Raw genomic sequence first — 18,741 nt, 5'->3', positions numbered from 1 at the left:
AGAAAATCACTGGATTATCGAACACCTTTGGAAGTATTTTTGAGTTACGTAAGTATTGATGATCTGTCTAACTTAATTTGACAATTAAGATAATTTAGAATAATACTAATAGGAATCGTAAAAACAGAAAAAAAGCATAATGATAAAGGGTCGGGCAGATTTTAATTGATTCATCTGGTACTCTTTTTTATTGTCCTTACATTCATAAAGTTTGAATGCAATGACTTTATTACATCTATATTTATATCTAACAGTAGCGTTGATGTGTTAATTATAAGTTCTATCACTTTATGTTCAATTAGTTTGTGCTCTTATATGTGTGATTGAAAATATAGATAAAAAAACAATCATCGGCTTTGACTTCGATGATTGTTTTCTTTATTTTGTAAAAATCCTATCACTTGATTTTATGGTAACCTTTTATTTTTGTCTTCAAACGGCTTGGTAAGAGAGCAGTAAGCAGTGCAAATGGGATCGAAAAGACATACCAGAAAATCGTACGTCCGATACCATAATGTTGATAGAGCTTTGTCAACATCACGTGTAACAAGATCAACCCTAAAAGCAAGGAGCCAGCTATAAACCAATGATTATCCCAATGCATGACTTCACTAAGTGCCATCACTCCAAAAGGATAGAAATAAAAATAGATCCCGACTAAGGTCATCCGCCAGTTCTTTGTAAATGTTCCGATATTCAATAAAAAGAAAATCGCTGAAAGCAAAATACCGATAGGCGGAAAAAGCCCAACCAAAAAGGAATACAACATCCCCCACAAGATCATCACAGGACCTTTGATCAATGCAACGATTGCGATGAACAAAGTCAGCAATATTAGTTTTTGTGATAACGTTGCAACAGTCATTAATCCAAATAAAATTAATGTGAACCAATGCCAATGGGACTGCTGTTGTTCTTTACGGGAAAAATCGACCCGGTTGGATAAATAATCTGCTAATTTCGGATAAGAACGCTTAAAATCCATAAACTGTTCCTCCTTCGTGGAAAAGGTAGGTTTAGTATACGAAAAATAAAAAAGAAATACATCCGTCTTAAGAGGGAGTTTTTCACTGAAAGTGGAGAAAAAAGAATGGTAAATTAAAATATTCTCAGTTATACTGAAAATTATACCAAATTTCAAAGAAGAAAGAGGATGGGAATGAAAGGCAAACTAAAACGAGAAATCAATCTGTTTGGCGCATTAGCTACCGTTATGGGAACCGTGATCGGTGCAGGCGTCTTCTTCAAAACTGCTGCTGTTACTGCTAGTACTCAGTCTACAAGTTTGACATTGCTAGCTTGGCTTTTGGGTGGTTTCTTAACGATCTGTGCTGGATTGACAGTGGCTGAATTAGCTACAGCAATCCCGGAAACTGGTGGAGCTGTAAAATATATTGAAGCTGCGTATGGAAAATTGCCCAGCTTTTTATTAGGATGGGCGCAAAGCTTGATTTACTTTCCTGCTAATATTGCTGCATTATCGATTATCTTTGCGACACAATTGACGAACTTATTACAATTATCTACCGATTATCTTTTGTTGATTGCAGTGATCACCGCTGTTTCTGTGACAGGGTTGAATTTGTTAGGGACAAAAGTCGGTGCTTCTGTACAATCAGTGACGTTGATTGTTAAATTAATACCAATTGCTGTGATTGTCATATGGGGATTATTGACCCCAGGACAAGGAACTGTCCAGTTATTTCCAATCGAAGCTGGAAAAGATGTTACTTTTGTCGAAGGATTGAGCAGTGCGTTGTTAGCAACGTTGTTTGCTTATGACGGCTGGTTAGGTGTCGGTGCAATGGCAGGGGAAATGAAACGGCCGGAAAAAGATTTGCCTAAAGCAATTATTCTTGGTTTGAGTTTTGTAACAGTCGTTTATCTATTGATCAATTTTGTTTTTTTGAAAACTTTGCCGATTGATCATCTTGCCGGTAATTTGAATGCAGCTTCTGAAGCATCAGACGTCATTTTTGGAGGAATCGGTGGAAAGCTGGTCACTATTGGGATCTTGATCTCGGTATACGGTGCATTGAACGGTTATACACTAACTGGGATCCGCGTGCCTTATGCGATGGCTTTAGAAGACGAGCTACCTTTCAGTAAACAGCTGACAAAGCTTTCAAAGAAGTTTACGGTTCCTTATGTTCCTGCGGTTTTCCAGTTAGCAGTAGCTTGTATTATGATGAGCCTTGGTTCTTTCGACTTTTTAACAGACATGTTGATTTTTGTGATGTGGCTATTCAGTTTACTGATTTTTATCGGTGTCTTTATTTTAAGAAAAAAAGCGCCGGAATTGCCACGTCCATATAAAGTACCACTTTATCCAATCGTTCCGATTATTGCGATTCTCGGTGCTATTTTCATTTTAGGTATGACGATGATGACGCAAACGAAATTAGCATTGATCGGTATAGGTGTTACCTTGATAGGTATCCCAGTCTATTATCAAAAAAAGAAAAAACGCTCAGAAGAGTAAAATATTTCAACAACAGACAGAAAAAGTACGAACTAGGTCCTCTAGATCTTCGTGCTTTTTCTATTTCAATAAAACAAGTTCTTCTATTTTGATTTTTGCTACTTCTGCAAGTGGTGCTTATGTGCTAAAGTAAGAATGAAAAGGAGAGATAAACATGATATTTGATTCTCATACCCATTTAAATGCTGAACAGTTCAATGAAGATATTCCAGAAACGATTCAGCGAGCACAAGAAATGGGGGTAACGAAAATGGCGGTCGTGGGCTTCGATACGCCAACGATTGAAAAGTCTTTGCAATTAAGCCATGACTATCCAAATATATACAGTATTATCGGCTGGCATCCGACAGAGGCTGGCAGTTATACGAAAGAAATCGAAAATAAATTACAAGAACAATTGACTTTACCAAAGGTTGTAGCATTAGGGGAAATTGGCTTGGATTATCATTGGATGGAAGACCCGAAAGAAGTCCAAGATAAAGTATTTCGCAGACAGATTGCTATCGCAAAAGAAATGAACCTACCAATCAGTATTCATACTAGAGAAGCACTTGAAGACACGTATCAAATCCTAAAAGAAGAAGATGTTCGAGATATCGGTGGAATCATGCATAGTTTCAGTGGTGATTATGAATGGGCAAAACGATTTCTTGACTTAGGGATGCATATTTCATTTAGCGGTGTCGTCACTTTCAAAAAAGCATTAGACGTCCAAGAGGCTGCAGCAAATGTACCAATCGAACGATTACTTGTGGAAACAGATGCCCCTTATCTGGCACCAGTTCCTTTTAGAGGAAAGCGGAATGAACCAGGCTATACTCGTTATACAGTAGAAAAGATTGCTGAACTTCGGAATCTTCCGACAGAAGAAGTGGCTGCCCAAACATGGACAAATACGCACCGATTATTTGGTCTAAGCGAACATGGATAAGATGAAGATCCAAGAGATTATAGTCGTTGAAGGAAAAGACGATACAAGAAGGCTGCGGGAAGTAGTTGATGCAGATACGATAGAAACAATAGGGTCTGCAATCAATGAAGAGATTCTGATGCAAATTGAACATGCCCAAGAGACTCGTGGAGTGATCGTTTTTACCGATCCTGATTTTTCAGGAGAAAAAATAAGAAAAATCATTATGGAAGCTGTTCCTCAGGCAAAACATGCTTTTTTGCCGCGCACACAAGCTAAACCAAAGAAAAAGGGAAGCCTTGGTGTCGAGCATGCAAGTGATGCTGCTATTTTAGAAGCATTGAAAAAGGTCGTGACGCCAGACATTTCCCAAACGGCTGTTTCTGAAATCACTAGACAAGACCTTTTAGACTATGGTTTAATAGCTGGGGCACAAGCAAAAGAAAAACGAGAAAAACTAGGTGACGAGTTGCGCATCGGTTACACGAACGGCAAACAATTGGAAAAACGTTTGAAGATGTTTCGTATTACGCCGAAAGAACTCGCCCAAGCAATGAAAATAGTGGAGGAACAACATGAGTGAATATCGTGAAATTGCGACACCCTCTAGAACAAAAGAGATTTTATTGAAACATGGTTTTTCATTTAAAAAAAGTTTAGGACAAAATTTTCTGACTGAACCAAATATTTTAAGGAAAATCGTAGAAACTGCGCAAATAGATGAACATACGAACGTGATCGAAGTTGGACCAGGAATCGGTGCATTGACGGAACAATTAGCCAAGCATGCAAAACAAGTCGTAGCATTTGAGATCGATGATCGTTTGATCCCTGTATTGGCTGATACGATGCAACCCTATGACAATGTGACTATTGTACATCAAGATATTTTAAAGACCGATTTGTCAACAGCTGTTAGAGAAACATTTCATGAGGAGCTTCCGTTAAAAGTCGTAGCGAATTTACCTTACTATATTACGACACCGATCATGATGCATTTTCTTGAATCAGATTTGGTTGTGGATGAACTAGTCGTCATGATGCAAAAAGAAGTAGCTGATCGTATCTCTGCTGAACCAGGAACGAAAGCTTATGGTTCATTATCGATTGCTGTTCAATATTATATGGAAGCCAGTTTAGCATTCATCGTACCAAAAACAGTATTTGTCCCTCAGCCAAATGTAGATTCAGCGATTTTGAAACTGACAAGAAGAGATATACCGGCAGTCGAAGTGACAGACGAAAAAGCATTTTTCCGATTGACAAAAGCGGCATTTCAGCAAAGAAGAAAAACGCTTTGGAATAACTTGCAGCATTCTTATGGCAAAGATGACCAGACAAAAGCATGGTTAGCAAAAAGCTTGGAAACAGCTGGAATCGATCCAAAACGTCGTGGGGAGACTTTGTCATTACAAGAATTTGCCGCATTAAGCAATGCGATGTCAGAAAATAAGCAGTAAAAAAAAGAGGTTGTGACAGAAGTTGTGAAAAAGCTGTCCTGCATCAAGTAATAAGAACAGCCAAACAAAAATAGTTCCTCATGTTTTTCGTTTGTTTGGGCTTATTACCGCAGATGCAAGCTTTTGAACACCGTTTAAGAAAGAGGTTGTGGGCCTGCCGTTTAACTCTAAGTCACAAGGAACAATTTCAAAAAACAGCTTCTCATGTTTTTGAGTTAGTTGGTCTTATTACTTGATGCAAGCTCTTGACCACTATTATGCCGAACAAGGAGACGTGACACAAATGTTGTCGCATCTCCTATTTTTGTCTCTTGATCAAAAAATTCTTATACTTGATACTCACACTCATTTTGTATGGATTTAGAAAAGAATATGTGTCTTGACAGTTATTAGTAAGTGAGTTATACTAAGTCGACATTTATGTGTCAAGACATATTAGGAGAGAGAAAAAATGAGAAAAAATTCAGTTCGAAAACTAACGATTTCTGCTTTATTGATTGGGATGGGGGTCATTATCCCAATGGTCATGCCTAAAATCATGATTCCACCAGCTTCCTTTACTTTGGCGTCTCATGTGCCATTATTTATTGCGATGTTTTTTACACCAGGAGTTGCAGTGGCTGTTGCGCTAGGTACGACATTTGGTTTCTTTTTAACAACGCCGGTTATCATCGCATTGCGAGCATTGTCACATCTTGTGTTTGCGTTGATTGGGGCTTGGTACTTGCAAAAGCATCCGAGTATCGTTTTAAAAAATGGACAGTTTACTTTTGCTAATTGGCGTTTCCAAGGGTTCAATTTTGTGATCGGTGTGATTCATTCTTTAGCAGAAATGCTAGTAGTCAGCATCTTTTACTTTATTGGTAATATGCCTGAAACATATTATTCTCAAGGATATTTTTATACAGTATTCATCTTGATGGGGATTGGTGGGCTCATCCACAGTTTAGTTGATTATAATATTGCTTATTTTATAGCAGGAACACTCAGCAAATATTTTGATATCCCCGTATTTACGGCAGCAAAAAAAGAAAATCGGAAAGAGTCGGTTCAAGGGTACGCGAAGAAAACGACATATTAGACATGATCTCTCAAAAAAAAAACTCTCATCTAGTAATGGATAATAAATCCTCTAAGATGAGAGTTTTTTGTCCTAAAAAGAGCTGCACCAACATCTTCTGGCACAGCTCTAACAGGGGGCAATTTATGGAAGTTTGATGACTTGTTCTGTTTCTTTATCAAAGAAGTGGCCTTTGCTGATGTTGAAGGCAAGGTCGACTATTTCGCCTGGTTTATGGAAATCTCTTGCATCTACTTTTGAGATGAACTCAGTAGAACCAGTTTTTGTGTAAAGCATCGTTTCAGCTCCAAGTAATTCGGAAACGACAACTTCTGATTTCACTACGGCTTCAGGTGAAGCTTCAAGGGCTACTTGTTCACTGTGGATGTCTTCTGGACGAATACCGAAGATAACTTCTTTTCCTTCATAACCTTTTTCAACTAATACTTTGTTTTTTCCTTCAGGAATACGAAGCTTAAGCCCATGTCCATCTGTGATAACACCATTTTTCAATGTCACATTAAAGAAGTTCATGGCAGGAGACCCAATAAAGCCGGCAACGAACATATTGACGGGTGTATCATAAACTTCTTTCGGTGTACCGATTTGTTGGATAAATCCGTCTTTCATGATAACGATTCGGTCAGCCATAGTCATTGCTTCTGTCTGATCGTGAGTAACATAGATGGTCGTTGTTTCAAGACGCTGGTGAAGTTTGGCAATCTCAGCACGCATGGCTACACGTAATTTAGCATCTAAATTTGATAATGGCTCATCCATTAAGAAGACTTTTGCATCCCGAACGATTGCCCGTCCCAATGCCACACGTTGGCGTTGTCCACCAGATAAAGCAGCTGGTTTTCGTTTCAAGTATTCTGTCAGACCTAAGATCTCTGCTGCATTGTCCACACGTTTTTTGATGTCTGCTTTATCATATTTACGTAATTTCAAGCCAAAAGCCATATTATCAAAAACAGTCATATGAGGATACAATGCGTAGTTTTGGAAAACCATGGCAATATCACGGTCTTTAGGTGCCACGTCATTCATGACTTTTCCGCCGATATTTAGTTCTCCTTCAGAGATATCTTCCAGTCCCGCGATCATTCGCAAAGTAGTTGACTTTCCACAACCGGAAGGACCAACAAAAACGATAAATTCACGGTCTTTGATTGATAGATTAAAATCAGTTACAGAATAATTTTCTGCATTGTCATATTTTTTATATACGTTTTTCAGAGCCATTTCTACCATAATACGTTCCACACTTTCTTTTTTAGTTTTATTAACTATTTAAAGTATAAATGAAAGCGTTAACTAACTTCAATGTCATGTTGAACAAGAATTTTTTCTTTTTTTTGTCAATGTGCTAGTTTTAAGCTTTAATAAATATCCATAAGAAATAAAAACTGATACACTGGAGTAAATAAGTATGTTAACAATATCAAAAGGAGTGTCTCTTATGAAAATCGCTTTGATCGCTCATGACCGAAAAAAACCTATGATGGTGAAATTAGCAACAGCGTATAAAACAATATTGGAAAAACATGAACTTTTTGCTACCGGGACGACTGGGCAGAGGATCACGGAAGCAACCGGCTTGCCGATCCATCGGTTTAAATCCGGACCGTTAGGCGGGGATCAGCAAATTGGAGCCATGATTTCGGAGGATCAGTTAGATTTGGTGATTTTTCTTCGAGACCCGCTGGCTGCACAGCCCCATGAACCAGATGTAACAGCACTTATCCGTTTATCTGATGTCTATGAGATTCCGTTAGCTACGAATATCGGAACAGCTGAGGTGCTACTAAGAGGACTGGAAGCCGGCTTCCTAGATTTTCGAAGAATCGTCCATGAAATAGACAAGCATCCACTTTCATTTTGATGGATAAGCGTATGGAAAAATAACGTTTAATGTTCGCCTATATGTAGCTATAAAAGCTAAACAAACTGATAATATGCGATATAATACGAACGTATTGGATAATATAAACAATAATATTAGTTTTTCGTATTTGCAGTAAATGTGAAAATATGCTATAGTTTCTGTGGGAAAAGATCCCAAAAATAATACAGAGTAGAAAATAAAGCGTTAAGTGCTAAGAAGATGGGATGTTGCCTCTTGGACGAAGGACGTAATGTTCGCGGTTTTATTTTCGCATTCGCTGCATGATACGATGTAGCAGCTCTTAAAGGAGATGCTAAAAATGAAGAAACACCGGTTAGACGCACGTATGATTGCTATTATGGGCTTATTGATTGCATTGATGGTCACTTTGTCCCGACTGGTAGCAATCGAGACCCCATTTATTAAAATCAGTGTCACATTTATTCCACAAGTGATCATGGGCATTCTTTTTGGTCCTTTTTGGTCAGGGATAGGCGCAGTTTTAGCTGATTTAGTAGGAATGGCCCTCTTCTCGAAATCTGCATTCTTTATTGGATTTACATTGAATGCATTTATTGAAGGAGCAATCTACGGATTCTTTTTCTATCGAAAAGAGATCACTTGGAAAAATGCCATTCTGGCTACGCTTAGTGTCACGCTGATCATCAACTTATTTTTGACACCATTATGGCTTGCGTTGATGTACCATGTGCCATTGTTCAGCTGGGTCGTTTGGGCGCCCCGCCTGTTAAAAACAGTAATATGGTTACCGATTCAATCAATTGCCATTTATTACGTAGGACGTAGTATTCCTTACAAAAAAATTTTAAGAAGTTTAGCGATCCACGCTAAATAAAAAACAAGCAGTCTTCCCATCCCAGAAGACTGCTTGTTTTTATTGTGCTGTGAATTGTGCTTGATAGAGCCGTCGGTAATAACCATCTTTTTGAAGCAGCTCATCATGGGTGCCCATTTCGACAATAGCTCCCTGATCCATCACTAATATCTGGTCCGCATTTTTGATTGTGGACAGGCGATGGGCAATCACAAAACTGGTTTTTCCTTCCATCATTGCTAAGAAGGCTTGTTGGATTTTTTTCTCTGTCAATGTATCGACTGAGCTGGTAGCTTCATCTAAGATCAACATAGGGGGATTACTGATCATCGTTCGAGCAATCGTCAACAGTTGGCGTTGTCCATCTGATATCTTTAACCCTTGACCGCCAATCTTAGTATCTAATTTTTCCGGCAAACGTTCTACAAATTCATACATATAAGAGGCTTTTAGGGCATCATTGATTTCTGCGTCACTTGCTTCCGGATTCCCAAAACGAAGATTTTCTCGCAATGTACTGTCAAATAGCCAAGTATCTTGTAACACCATTCCAAAACTTTTACGTAATGTATCACGTTGGATAGAGCGGATGTCATGGTCATCGACTGTAATTGTTCCTTTTGTTGTGTCATAAAAACGCATCAGCAAATTAACAAGTGTGGATTTTCCGGCCCCTGTTTTTCCTACTATAGCAATGGTTTGACCTGGATAAGCAGTAAAATTGAAATCTTCGATCAAACGCTGCTTGGGGTCATAAGAAAAAGAAACATGATCAAAAGAGACTTTTCCTTTGATATTTTTGGGTTCCAAGGCATAGGCATCTGGCAAATCAGGCTTTTCTTCTGGCTGATCGATCAAATCAAATGCTCGTTCTAGACCAGAAAAAGCGGTTTGCAGTTGTGTCGTGATTCCAGAAAGTTCGATAAATGGTTTAGAAAACTGACTTGAGTAGATCGTAAAGCTGGAAATCACACCAACAGTGATTGACGAACCACTCTTCAATGCCAATAGGCCGCCAACTAAACCAATCGATAAATAAGCAAGGTGATCTACAAAACGAGAAGACGGGTTTGTCAAGGAAGAAGAAAATTGTGCCCGTTGTCCTTTTTCATATAGATCAGCATTTAGCAGTTCAAATTGCTGTTGACTAGCTTCTTCTTGCTGAAAAGCTTTCACGATTTTCTGGTTACCGATTCGTTCGGTCACAAAGCCCGAGATATCCCCAATAATCCTTTGCTGTCTATCGAAATTTGTTTGTGAAGCACGAGCAACGATCCAACTCACAAGGAAAATAATTGGTGTAGAACAAAGAACGACCAATGTCAGAAGTGGACTTAGACGCATCATAAAAATAAACGAAAGAATGATGATTGCCACTCCAGAAAATAATTGATTGAAGGCCGCAGAAATTGCAATGGAAATATTGTCCATATCATTTGTAAATCGACTGACGATATTTCCGTGGGAGTTTTGATCATAATAACGAAGTGGCAATCGATTCAGATGAGCAAATGCATCTTTTCTTAATTTTGCAACGGATAAGTAAGCTAACCGATTGCTTAACACTTGGATGAGCCATTGACTGACTACGTTGATTAAAACGATACCACCGAATAGAATAAGTAAATGGAACAGTCGATTGAAGCGGACCTGTCCTTCTCCAATCATTTGATCGATACTTTGACCAATTTGTAACGTCATCACAACTGTTGCAATCCCATTGATGATTCCTAGTATCACAGCTAGCCAAATGTCTTTTGCATAGGCAGTAAGGTAAGGAATGAATCGGCGGAGCGTCTGCAAGGATAATTTTTTTACTTTCATAACTATTCTTCCTCCTGTGATGCGACGATTTCCTGATATTCTGCTGATTGAGCAAGTAATTCTTCATGGGTACCCTGAGCAGCAATCTTACCTTGATCCATCACTAAGATATGATGTGCTTCTTGAATAGAGCGGACACGTTGGGAGATAATAATCACTGTACTGCCAAGATAAGTCTGTAGCGCCTTACGCAAATCCAAGTCTGTTTGATAATCCAACGCACTTAAAGAGTCATCTAAAATCAGTAATGCTGGCTTGGCAATCAAAGCTCTTGCAATCGTCAGTCGCTGTTTTTGTCCGCCAGAGAAATTTTTCCCATTTTCCATGACTTTTGTATCTAAACCATTTGGAAGCTGACGGACAAATTCTTCTGCCTGAGCGATTTTCAGAGCTTCCCAACATTCTTTTTCTGTGGCGTCTTTCTTACCCCATTGAAGGTTTTCACGAATAGTCCCGGTAAATAGTACAGAAGTTTGGGGAACAAGAGCAATTTTCTGACGGAGATGATCCAGCTGCCAAGAACGAACATCCATTCCGTCCATTATAACTGTACCGGAACTGACATCATAGAAACGCGGAATCAATTGTGTCAAAGTCGTTTTCCCGCTTCCGGTTGGACCAATGATTCCAAGGACTGTATTTCGCTTCAGCTGAAATGTAATATTTTGGAGAGAAAGACCAGAATCAGGAGTATAACGGAAGTCAACATGGTCAAAAGCGATAATTGCTTCAGAAGAAAAATCGGGAGTAGTACTGACCTCAGCTTCAAGAATCGAATTTTCTGTGTCTAGCACCTCTTTCACCCGATTTCCTGAAGCTTCGGCACGTGTGAAGATCACGACGAGGTTTGAAACAACGATCAGTGCCAAAAGCATTTGATTCATATAATTGATCAAAGCAAGAACTTGTCCTTGTTGCAAGCTACCAATATTTACTTTGATCCCGCCAACTGTCAGCAAACAGATGATCCCGACATTCATGATCAAGGTTGTAGCAGGTGATAATAGGGCAGAGATATTGGAAACACGTAAATAATTGTTCGCTAGATCATTTGTGCTTTTATCGAACTTCTCTGTTTCTTTTTTTGTCTGCGCAAATGCGCGGATGACACGAACACCGCTAAGATTCTGACTAACGTGTTCATTGAGCTGATCTAGTTTTTCTTGCACTTTTTGGTAGAGAGGAACGGTTTTTTTGATGATAAAAAATAAAATGATTGAGAAAATAGGCAATAATGCTAAGAAAAACAGACCTACTTCCCAGTCGATCACAAAAGCCATGACCACTGACCCGATACTTAAAAACGGTGCTCTGATCAATAAACGAATGACCATTGCTAAAGCTAGCTGAAGCTGATTGATGTCGTTTGTCATTCGGGTGATCAAGGTATCTGTTCCAAAATGATTCAACTCGTTGTGAGAGAAAGTATTGATTTTTTTGATTAGCTGATTACGTAACTCTGTACCAAATCCTTGTGAAGCTACTGAAGCATAGTATTGGCAAATGATAGCACAAATCAGACCAATCACAGACATAGCGACCATCCATAAGCCCATTTCAATGATTTTTCCTCGGTCATTCATTTTTAGTCCATTATCGATCAAGGAAGCCATCATTAAAGGCAGGACAAGTTCGAAGACAGCTTCAAGAAATTTGAAGAACGGGCCCAAAATGATTTGCTTACGATAGTCTTTTGCATAACGTAATAACTGAATCATATGATTCCTCCTATTATTTATTTGTCCACAATTGAAAAAACAAGTACTACCACATTGTAGCTTAGGAAATTTAGAATGAAAAGAGAACAAGCCTTTTCATAAATGAAAGTTTTATTATGAAGAAGCTTTAGAAATTGAATAGACTATTTTTTTTAAAAAAAAGAAAATGAGAAAACATGCCAGTCTCTTCATTCATAGGAACGTCTATTTTACTTAATTTTTCTATAAATGAATTCTGCATAAAAAATATATCAAGTAAATGTTTATAGATGAAACTCTATTTACTTCTTTTTTAATTTGTTCTTGCAATCTTTTTTGCTACGTAATTTTTGTAAAAAAGTGGGTTGAGAGAAATCTAATTGATTTTCAAAGAAGGAGTATGAAAATGAGAAAAATATTTATTCGTTTATTGTGGGTACTATCTTAGAGGAATAAATAATAGTGGAGAAAACTATGGTTTGGCGCAGATTCTATCAGGTTTGATGGAACGAAGACAACCTCCCGACATCAAGTCAAAAGCTACTTGAGATTTTGATCTGAAAATAAAAAAAGAAAACAAGGTAGGAACATCAATGTTTCTACCTTGTTTTCGTAATCAATGGGAAAAAACTAAGAGTGGTGTACGTAATCAATAAAAAGGATGGTGACAACAGTACCTCTTTACTCTCTGAAAGCATCATAACTCGTTTTTCCTCATTATGCCAATAAATTGTTGTTATACCACATATAAGGATTTGTAATAGCTAAAAACAGACAGGAAAGTTGAAATCTGTGAATCTTATTTTGTATGGAAGGATTTATAGAACGCAAAAATCAAGATAAAGATGAATAAAAATCCTGTTTCGGCTATATATTGCGTATCTACGCCAATAAAACGAGTTTGTTCTGTCATAGCCATATAAAGCAAAGGCAAAAATACAACTACAGCGAGATAAGATCCGATGATTTCTCGAAAAGTTTTCCAGGAAGTATGTTTCCTGTTTTTATATTTATCCGATTTCATTGAATAGTCATAGCCTCCTTATTCTTTCATATGTTGAAATTCCAGTATAAAAACTGGAAGGAACTGTACGTTTTTTAGAATAAAAATTATAAGGGATAAGTAGGCTGCTGTCTATAATAAGATATATTTTTCAATTCTTTATTAAAGATTTTATTGACAAAATGAATCCGTTTTCTATGATGGGGGAGGGGTGAATAAGTTGTTGAAGAAGGAAATTTTATGTTACTTAGAGAACCAGACAGCCTTTTTCGATTTAGAACATATGAACGAGGTCTTTACAGCACAAAGGTTAGCTGATCATTTTGGGGTAAAAAGAAACACAGTCAGTCATTATTTGAACCAGTTAAATGATGAGCAACTACTAGTCAAAATCAATTCTCGACCAGTGATTTATTTCCACAAAGAAGCTTTTGAAAAACAATTTTTTAAGTTACGCACGAATTTTTATTTTTCTATCGATGATCTCAAAGAGGAACAGCCTTTTTTCGCGCAACCAAAAGACTTATTCTCTTTTATGATCGGATACGACGCCAGTTTGAAAGAAAGTATCGAACAAATCAAAACAGCTCTTTACTATCCAGATGGCGGATTACCACTTTTGATTACAGGCGAAAGTGGCACAGGTAAAAGTTATTTAGTTAATTTGGTCTATCAGTATTGTCTGCTTCATGATCTGCTAGAAGATTCTGCACCATTCATCACTTTTAATTGTGCACAATATGCAGATAATCCTGAACTTTTGACTAGCAATTTGTTTGGACATGTTAAGGGAGCGTACACTGGTGCAGAAGAAAATAAAAAAGGGGCTTTTGAAGCAGCAGATGGTGGGATCTTGTTTTTAGACGAGGTACATCGCTTAACACCAGAAGGTCAGGAAAAACTGTTCACCTATCTTGATCAAGGTGTGATTTATCGTATGGGAGAACCTAATTTGTCACGCCGGATCAAAACACGTCTCTTTTTTGCTACGACTGAAGAGATTACTAGTCATTTCTTAACAACTTTCATTCGAAGAATACCTATCCGAATCGAACTACCTGCACTTAATCAGCGTAGTCGTAATGAACGGCTAGAACTGATTTACTCTTTTTTTCTCGAAGAACAAAGAAAAATGGGGAGCCCTTTGTCAGTCAGTGGACCAGCTTTGTCACTTTTAACAAGTCAGAAATTATCCGGAAACATAGGAGAGCTGAAAAATATCGTCAAAGTTTCAGCAGCAAAAGCATATGCTGAACAGCGTGAACAGCCTGAAATCCATGTCACGATCCATCATTTGCAAAAAGAACTACTTGCGCAGCCTATTACTAAAAATACAGCACAGCAAGGAATCTATATTACGCAAGACCAGACCTTAGAGCAATTAATGGAGAAGCAACAGCCCGAACAGCAGCGAATCGTTAAAAGTTTTGAGCAAATCCTAATTGATTTCAAGAAAAATAACTGTCTGCTATATTCTTGCGAAGGAAAATTAAAGCAAGAAGTGATTCAATTATTTGATTTTTTGCTGTTTGAGACCAGTAGACAAGAAAAACACGAGCTGCTGGTTTATTGGACACAATCTATCCGAGAGACCTTTCGACAAATGGAAACTGCCTATCAAATCAAATTCGATGAAAACAGTGTCTATGCCTTGAGTTACTATCTCTATCAGCGAAGCACTATCAAATGGTTACCGGAAGAACATGATATTATCCAACTAATCAAAGAATTAGAACAACAAGTTTCTCAGTCTTATCCATCTAGTTATCACTATGTCCAACGAATTCTGGAATTAAGTAAGATCAAATTAGATATTGAAGACACAAGTATGGATCGGATTTTACTGACGATCTATCTAAAAAAAGCGAAATGGTCAAAAGAAAAACGACTGCCAAAAGCGATGATTGCTGCTCACGGTTATGCAACTGCTAGCAGTATGGCAAATGTAGTAAATCGTTTATTACAAGAGGATCTATTTGAATCATTTGATATGCCACTAGATGTCACACCACAGCAGATTGCTTCAGAAATCCTTGATTATTGCGAAAACAGCGATGTTTCAAATGGATTGATCATATTAGTAGACATGGGATCTCTGAAAGAAATCCATCAGTTTTTTAAAAAACAGTTATCCGTACCGCTTTTGATTTTGAATAATGTGACGACACCTTTAGCAATCACAGTAGGGGAATGCCTGCAAAAAAATGTATCATTAGAAGAGATAGCAGAAGAGACTGTTCGACAGATCCAGCCAGAATGGCGACTGCTCTATCCAGAGGAAAACAAAACCCAAAGCACTCATTACTACTTGCTTCACTGGAATCGGTACGGCGGTCCACTTAAGTGAACTGCTAGAAAAAAGCTTACCTACGGCTTGTCAGTTGAAAATCATCCCATATGAATATCAGCAATTAAAAGATAAGAAAAACAGTGACCCATTATTTTCCATATACGAAGTCGTAGGAATGATTGGCACCACAGATCCTGATATCACCAATATCGACTATCTTTCATTAGAAGACCTCATCTCGGGGGAAAAGATGTCTGTACTAGCTGAATGGTTGGACACTACTATGAATGCTTCAGAGAAGAAAATATTCAATCAGCGCATCATTCGTAATTTTTCATTGGAAAAAGTACTGGATTCCGTGACTATTCTAGATACAGAGAAGGTGATGGGAGAAATCGATCATTTTATGAGAGAATTAGAGGTGCAGTTGAATCGAAGCATCAGCAATCCCAAAAAATTAGCGTTGTATGTCCATGTGAGCTGTCTCATTGAACGATTGATCCGACAAATGCCAATCGAAACCTATCAAGGATTAGAGAAATGGAAGCAGTGTCAAAAAGAAGGGTTATCTGCTATTAAATCTGCGTTTAGTGTCATTGAAGAGCATTATAGTGTCATGATCCCCAATTCTGAGATTGCCTATATCTATGATATTTTGAGTGAAGATACAGAGTTTCTCTCGATAGAAGAAGAATTTTGAACATAAGCAAGTTGTTGCCACTAATTTTGGCATGCAACTTGCTTTTTTAGTATGTGTAAGTGAAAAGAGGAGATGAAAAAGTGGATAGAGAAATTATCTTAGCTTCCCATGGAAAATTTGCTTCAGGGATATTAGATTCATTAGAGCTGATCTATGGGAAAAATCATTCTATTACTGTATTGGATTGCTATACTGATGAGAATTTTGATTTAGCGGAAACAGTAAGGCAGCTTTTTATGAGGTACAAAGATAAAGAAATCATTGTTCTGACGGATCTTTTTGGCGGAAGTGTCAACAACGAATTCTTACAATATATCAATCGGGATCATGTCTATCTCGTTGCCGGATTGAATTTGCCACTATTGATTGAGCTAGTATCTCGGTTGGACGCTGAAGTAGAGACAACTGTTTTGATCCAGCAGGTGCTAACTGATTCAAAAAAAATGATCCAGTTTTGTAACGAGCGGCTCAATCAGAAAATAGAAGAAGACGAATTTTAGGAGGAAGAAAAATGATTGTATTGACAAGAGTCGACCATCGGTTATTACACGGACAAGTAGCTTTTTCATGGACACAAACAATAGGCGCAGACTGTATTTTGATTGCTAATGATGATGTACCTACGAATGAGATACGAAAGACAACGATCAAATTAGCCAAGCCACAAGGAGTCAAACTAGTGATCAAATCAATTGATGACTCGATTGCCGCGTTGAAAAGCGGGGTGACAGATAAATATAAGTTATTCATCGTAGTGGAATCGATCGAGGATGCATATAAGCTGGCAGAAGCGTATCCAGAAATCAAAACCATCAACTTAGGAGGGATCAAGGCAAAACCTGGTACTCGCAGCATCGGAAAAGCGGTAAATATTTTACCAGAAGAGGAGGAACGCTTGAAACGATTAATTGACAAACAAATAGAAGTAGAAATCCGTCAAGTACCAGCAGATAAAAAAGTGGATGTAAGAGAAGTTTTGTAAGAAAGGAAGAACCTCAATGATTGTACAAGCAGTCTTATTAGGAATTGTTGCATTTGACGCACAATCAGAATATGCACTAGGGACATCGTTGCTTTCTCGTCCGATTGTGACGGGGCTGTTTACAGGAATCGTGTTAGGTGATGTAAAAACTGGGATCATTATGGGCGCAACTTTAGAGTTAGCATTTATCGGATCGTTCTCAGTAGGTGCTTCGATTCCACCTGATGTTGTGACCGGTGGGATTTTAGGGACGGCTTTTGCTATTACAGCTGGAGCCGGTACAGAAACCGCGCTTTTACTAGGTTTGCCGATTGCTACGTTGACATTGATATTGAAAAATATTTACTTAGGGCTTTTGATTCCAATTATGAACCATAAAGCAGACAATTATGCAGAAGAAGGAAATTATAAAGGAGTCGAGCATATGCACTTGCTTGCCGGTATCGGTCTTTCCTTGATGCTTGGTGTTGTGGTAATGGTTTCTTATATGGTGGGAAGCAATACGATCGGAAATCTATTAAATATGATTCCTGACTTCGTTCAAAAGGGGTTGTCAGTAGCTACAGGGTTGATTCCAGCTCTTGGTTTTGCGATGCTTGCTCGTTTGCTGATCAACAAACAAGTTGCACCATATTTTTTCTTAGGTTTTGCTATAGCTTCTTACTTAGAGATTCCTGTGACCGGAGTAGCTATTTTTGGTGCGATTTTAGCAGTTGTGGTAGTCAATATTATGAATGTCCGTCAACTACCACTTCAAACAACTGCAGGGGAGGTAGAAGAAGATGAAGAATTCTGAGATCAAAAACAGCAAAATAACGAAAAAAGAGCTAAATCACGTATTTTGGCGTTCTTTTCAAATGGAGTTTTCTTGGAATTATGAACGTCAGATGAATATGGCTTATGTTTATGCAATGATTCCGATTTTGAAAAAGTTATATCAGTCGAAAGAAGAAATGGCAGCAGCTTTGAAACGGCATCTAGAGTTTTTTAACACGACCCCACATATCGTTACACTGATTTTAGGAATCACGGCTGCAATGGAGGAAGAAAATAAGGATGATCCTGAATTTGATGTGACTGCGATCGATAGTATCAAAACATCTTTGATGGGACCTCTTGCAGGGTTAGGATATTCTTTCTTTTGGGGAACTTTGCGATTGATTGCCACAGGTGTGGGTACCTCTTTAGCCATGCAAGGAAATATTTTAGGCCCTATCTTGTTCATTTTGATTTTCAATATTCCGCACATTCTGTTTCGCTATCTAGCAACAGGTTGGGGATATCGCTTAGGAAAGGTTTTTTTGAAAAAGATCCAGGCAAACGGTATGATGGAAAGTTTGACATTAGGCGCGTCTATTATTGGACTGATGGTCGTTGGAGCAATGACTGCCACGATGATCACCATCAATATTCCTTTAAAAATCGGTTCAGGAGAAAATGCTGTGACTGTTCAAAGTATTTTTGATGATATCGTTCCAAATATCTTATGTCTTGGAGCATTTGGCATAGTGTTTTATCTATTGAAGAAAGAAGTGAAACCATTAACGATCTTGATCGGACTAGCTTTCTTTGGAATTTTTGGTTCGTGGATAGGGATTTTTTAAAAAAGG

16 protein-coding genes, 1 pseudogene and 1 riboswitch are annotated in these 18,741 nt (G+C 38.1%); of the genes and pseudogenes, 12 read left to right on the top strand and 5 right to left on the bottom strand.

Annotated features, from left to right (window positions below):
* Window positions 1-397: 397 nt before the first annotated feature.
* Window positions 398-985: a hypothetical protein gene (locus DIZ30_RS04140; RefSeq protein ID WP_002293998.1), complete on the bottom strand. Its 588-nt coding sequence runs from the start codon at window positions 983-985 to the stop codon at window positions 398-400.
* A 174-nt stretch (window positions 986-1,159) separates the two neighbouring features.
* On the opposite strand from DIZ30_RS04140, the gene DIZ30_RS04135 reads away from it, so the two are divergent.
* From DIZ30_RS04135 to DIZ30_RS04115, 5 genes are all read left to right on the top strand, one after another.
* Window positions 1,160-2,482, top strand: a complete 1,323-nt coding sequence (locus DIZ30_RS04135; protein WP_002294000.1) for an APC family permease — start codon at window positions 1,160-1,162, stop codon at window positions 2,480-2,482.
* A 154-nt stretch (window positions 2,483-2,636) separates the two neighbouring features.
* Window positions 2,637-3,413: a TatD family hydrolase gene (locus tag DIZ30_RS04130; RefSeq protein ID WP_002324188.1), complete on the top strand. Its 777-nt coding sequence runs from the start codon at window positions 2,637-2,639 to the stop codon at window positions 3,411-3,413.
* Window positions 3,406-3,975 carry a ribonuclease M5 gene (gene rnmV, locus DIZ30_RS04125; RefSeq protein ID WP_002305490.1) on the top strand — a complete coding sequence of 190 codons (570 nt, stop codon included), beginning with the start codon at window positions 3,406-3,408 and terminating at the stop codon, window positions 3,973-3,975. The genes DIZ30_RS04130 and rnmV overlap by 8 nt, the downstream gene beginning before the upstream one ends.
* Window positions 3,968-4,852 carry a 16S rRNA (adenine(1518)-N(6)/adenine(1519)-N(6))-dimethyltransferase RsmA gene (rsmA, locus tag DIZ30_RS04120; protein ID WP_002324187.1) on the top strand — a complete coding sequence of 295 codons (885 nt, stop codon included), beginning with the start codon at window positions 3,968-3,970 and terminating at the stop codon, window positions 4,850-4,852. The genes rnmV and rsmA overlap by 8 nt, the downstream gene beginning before the upstream one ends.
* 451 nt (window positions 4,853-5,303) lie before the next feature.
* The gene (locus DIZ30_RS04115) at window positions 5,304-5,933 is read left to right on the top strand and encodes a hypothetical protein (RefSeq protein WP_002324186.1); all 630 of its coding nucleotides are present in this window, start codon (window positions 5,304-5,306) and stop codon (window positions 5,931-5,933) included.
* A 123-nt stretch (window positions 5,934-6,056) separates the two neighbouring features.
* Here DIZ30_RS04115 and DIZ30_RS04110 read toward each other — a convergent pair whose 3' ends face one another.
* A complete protein-coding gene (locus DIZ30_RS04110; protein WP_002289507.1) occupies window positions 6,057-7,166 on the bottom strand; it encodes an ABC transporter ATP-binding protein in 1,110 nt (369 codons plus the stop codon).
* 208 nt (window positions 7,167-7,374) lie between these two features.
* Here DIZ30_RS04110 and mgsA point away from each other — a divergent pair, with 208 nt between their 5' ends.
* Together mgsA and DIZ30_RS04100 are read left to right on the top strand one after the other, a co-directional pair.
* Entirely contained in the window at window positions 7,375-7,797 is a 423-nt protein-coding gene (gene mgsA / locus DIZ30_RS04105) for a methylglyoxal synthase (RefSeq protein WP_002289508.1), read from the top strand.
* A 186-nt stretch (window positions 7,798-7,983) separates the two neighbouring features.
* Window positions 7,984-8,082: riboswitch (THF riboswitch) on the top strand.
* A 37-nt stretch (window positions 8,083-8,119) separates the two neighbouring features.
* Window positions 8,120-8,656, top strand: a complete 537-nt coding sequence (locus DIZ30_RS04100) for a folate family ECF transporter S component (RefSeq protein ID WP_002289509.1) — start codon at window positions 8,120-8,122, stop codon at window positions 8,654-8,656.
* Between the two features lie 39 nt (window positions 8,657-8,695).
* Here the strand turns inward: DIZ30_RS04100 and DIZ30_RS04095 are convergent, their stop codons facing one another.
* The 3 genes from DIZ30_RS04095 to DIZ30_RS04085 form a co-directional block, all read right to left on the bottom strand.
* Window positions 8,696-10,459, bottom strand: coding sequence for an ABC transporter ATP-binding protein (locus DIZ30_RS04095; protein ID WP_002289511.1), 1,764 nt, complete (start codon window positions 10,457-10,459; stop codon window positions 8,696-8,698).
* Between the two features lie 2 nt (window positions 10,460-10,461).
* Window positions 10,462-12,177 (bottom strand): ABC transporter ATP-binding protein, encoded by a 1,716-nt coding sequence (locus DIZ30_RS04090; RefSeq protein ID WP_109023110.1) that lies wholly within the window; start codon window positions 12,175-12,177, stop codon window positions 10,462-10,464.
* Between the two features lie 778 nt (window positions 12,178-12,955).
* The gene (locus DIZ30_RS04085) at window positions 12,956-13,180 is read right to left on the bottom strand and encodes a hypothetical protein (RefSeq protein WP_002294014.1); all 225 of its coding nucleotides are present in this window, start codon (window positions 13,178-13,180) and stop codon (window positions 12,956-12,958) included.
* Window positions 13,181-13,370: 190 nt separating this feature from the next.
* Between DIZ30_RS04085 and DIZ30_RS04080 the strand changes: the two are divergent.
* The 5 genes and pseudogenes from DIZ30_RS04080 to DIZ30_RS04060 all read left to right on the top strand — a co-directional run bounded on the left by DIZ30_RS04080 (window position 13,371) and on the right by DIZ30_RS04060 (window position 18,735).
* A pseudogene (locus DIZ30_RS04080) lies at window positions 13,371-16,149 on the top strand (sigma 54-interacting transcriptional regulator).
* An 80-nt stretch (window positions 16,150-16,229) separates the two neighbouring features.
* Complete coding sequence (locus tag DIZ30_RS04075; RefSeq protein WP_002294017.1) at window positions 16,230-16,649, top strand: PTS sugar transporter subunit IIA; 420 nt, start codon at window positions 16,230-16,232, stop codon at window positions 16,647-16,649.
* Between the two features lie 11 nt (window positions 16,650-16,660).
* Window positions 16,661-17,131 (top strand): PTS sugar transporter subunit IIB, encoded by a 471-nt coding sequence (locus tag DIZ30_RS04070; protein WP_002287114.1) that lies wholly within the window; start codon window positions 16,661-16,663, stop codon window positions 17,129-17,131.
* Between the two features lie 16 nt (window positions 17,132-17,147).
* The gene (locus tag DIZ30_RS04065) at window positions 17,148-17,927 is read left to right on the top strand and encodes a PTS sugar transporter subunit IIC (protein WP_109023109.1); all 780 of its coding nucleotides are present in this window, start codon (window positions 17,148-17,150) and stop codon (window positions 17,925-17,927) included.
* Window positions 17,914-18,735: a PTS system mannose/fructose/sorbose family transporter subunit IID gene (locus DIZ30_RS04060; RefSeq protein WP_109023108.1), complete on the top strand. Its 822-nt coding sequence runs from the start codon at window positions 17,914-17,916 to the stop codon at window positions 18,733-18,735. Before DIZ30_RS04065 ends, DIZ30_RS04060 begins: the two co-directional genes overlap by 14 nt.
* Window positions 18,736-18,741 lie beyond the last annotated feature (6 nt).

Origin of the sequence: Enterococcus sp. H57 (genome assembly GCF_003112495.1) — a bacterium.
Classification (GTDB): Bacteria; Bacillota; Bacilli; order Lactobacillales; family Enterococcaceae; genus Enterococcus_B; species Enterococcus_B faecium.
Note: the sequence above shows the minus strand (reverse complement) of the source record. Positions and strands in the feature narration are given on the sequence as shown.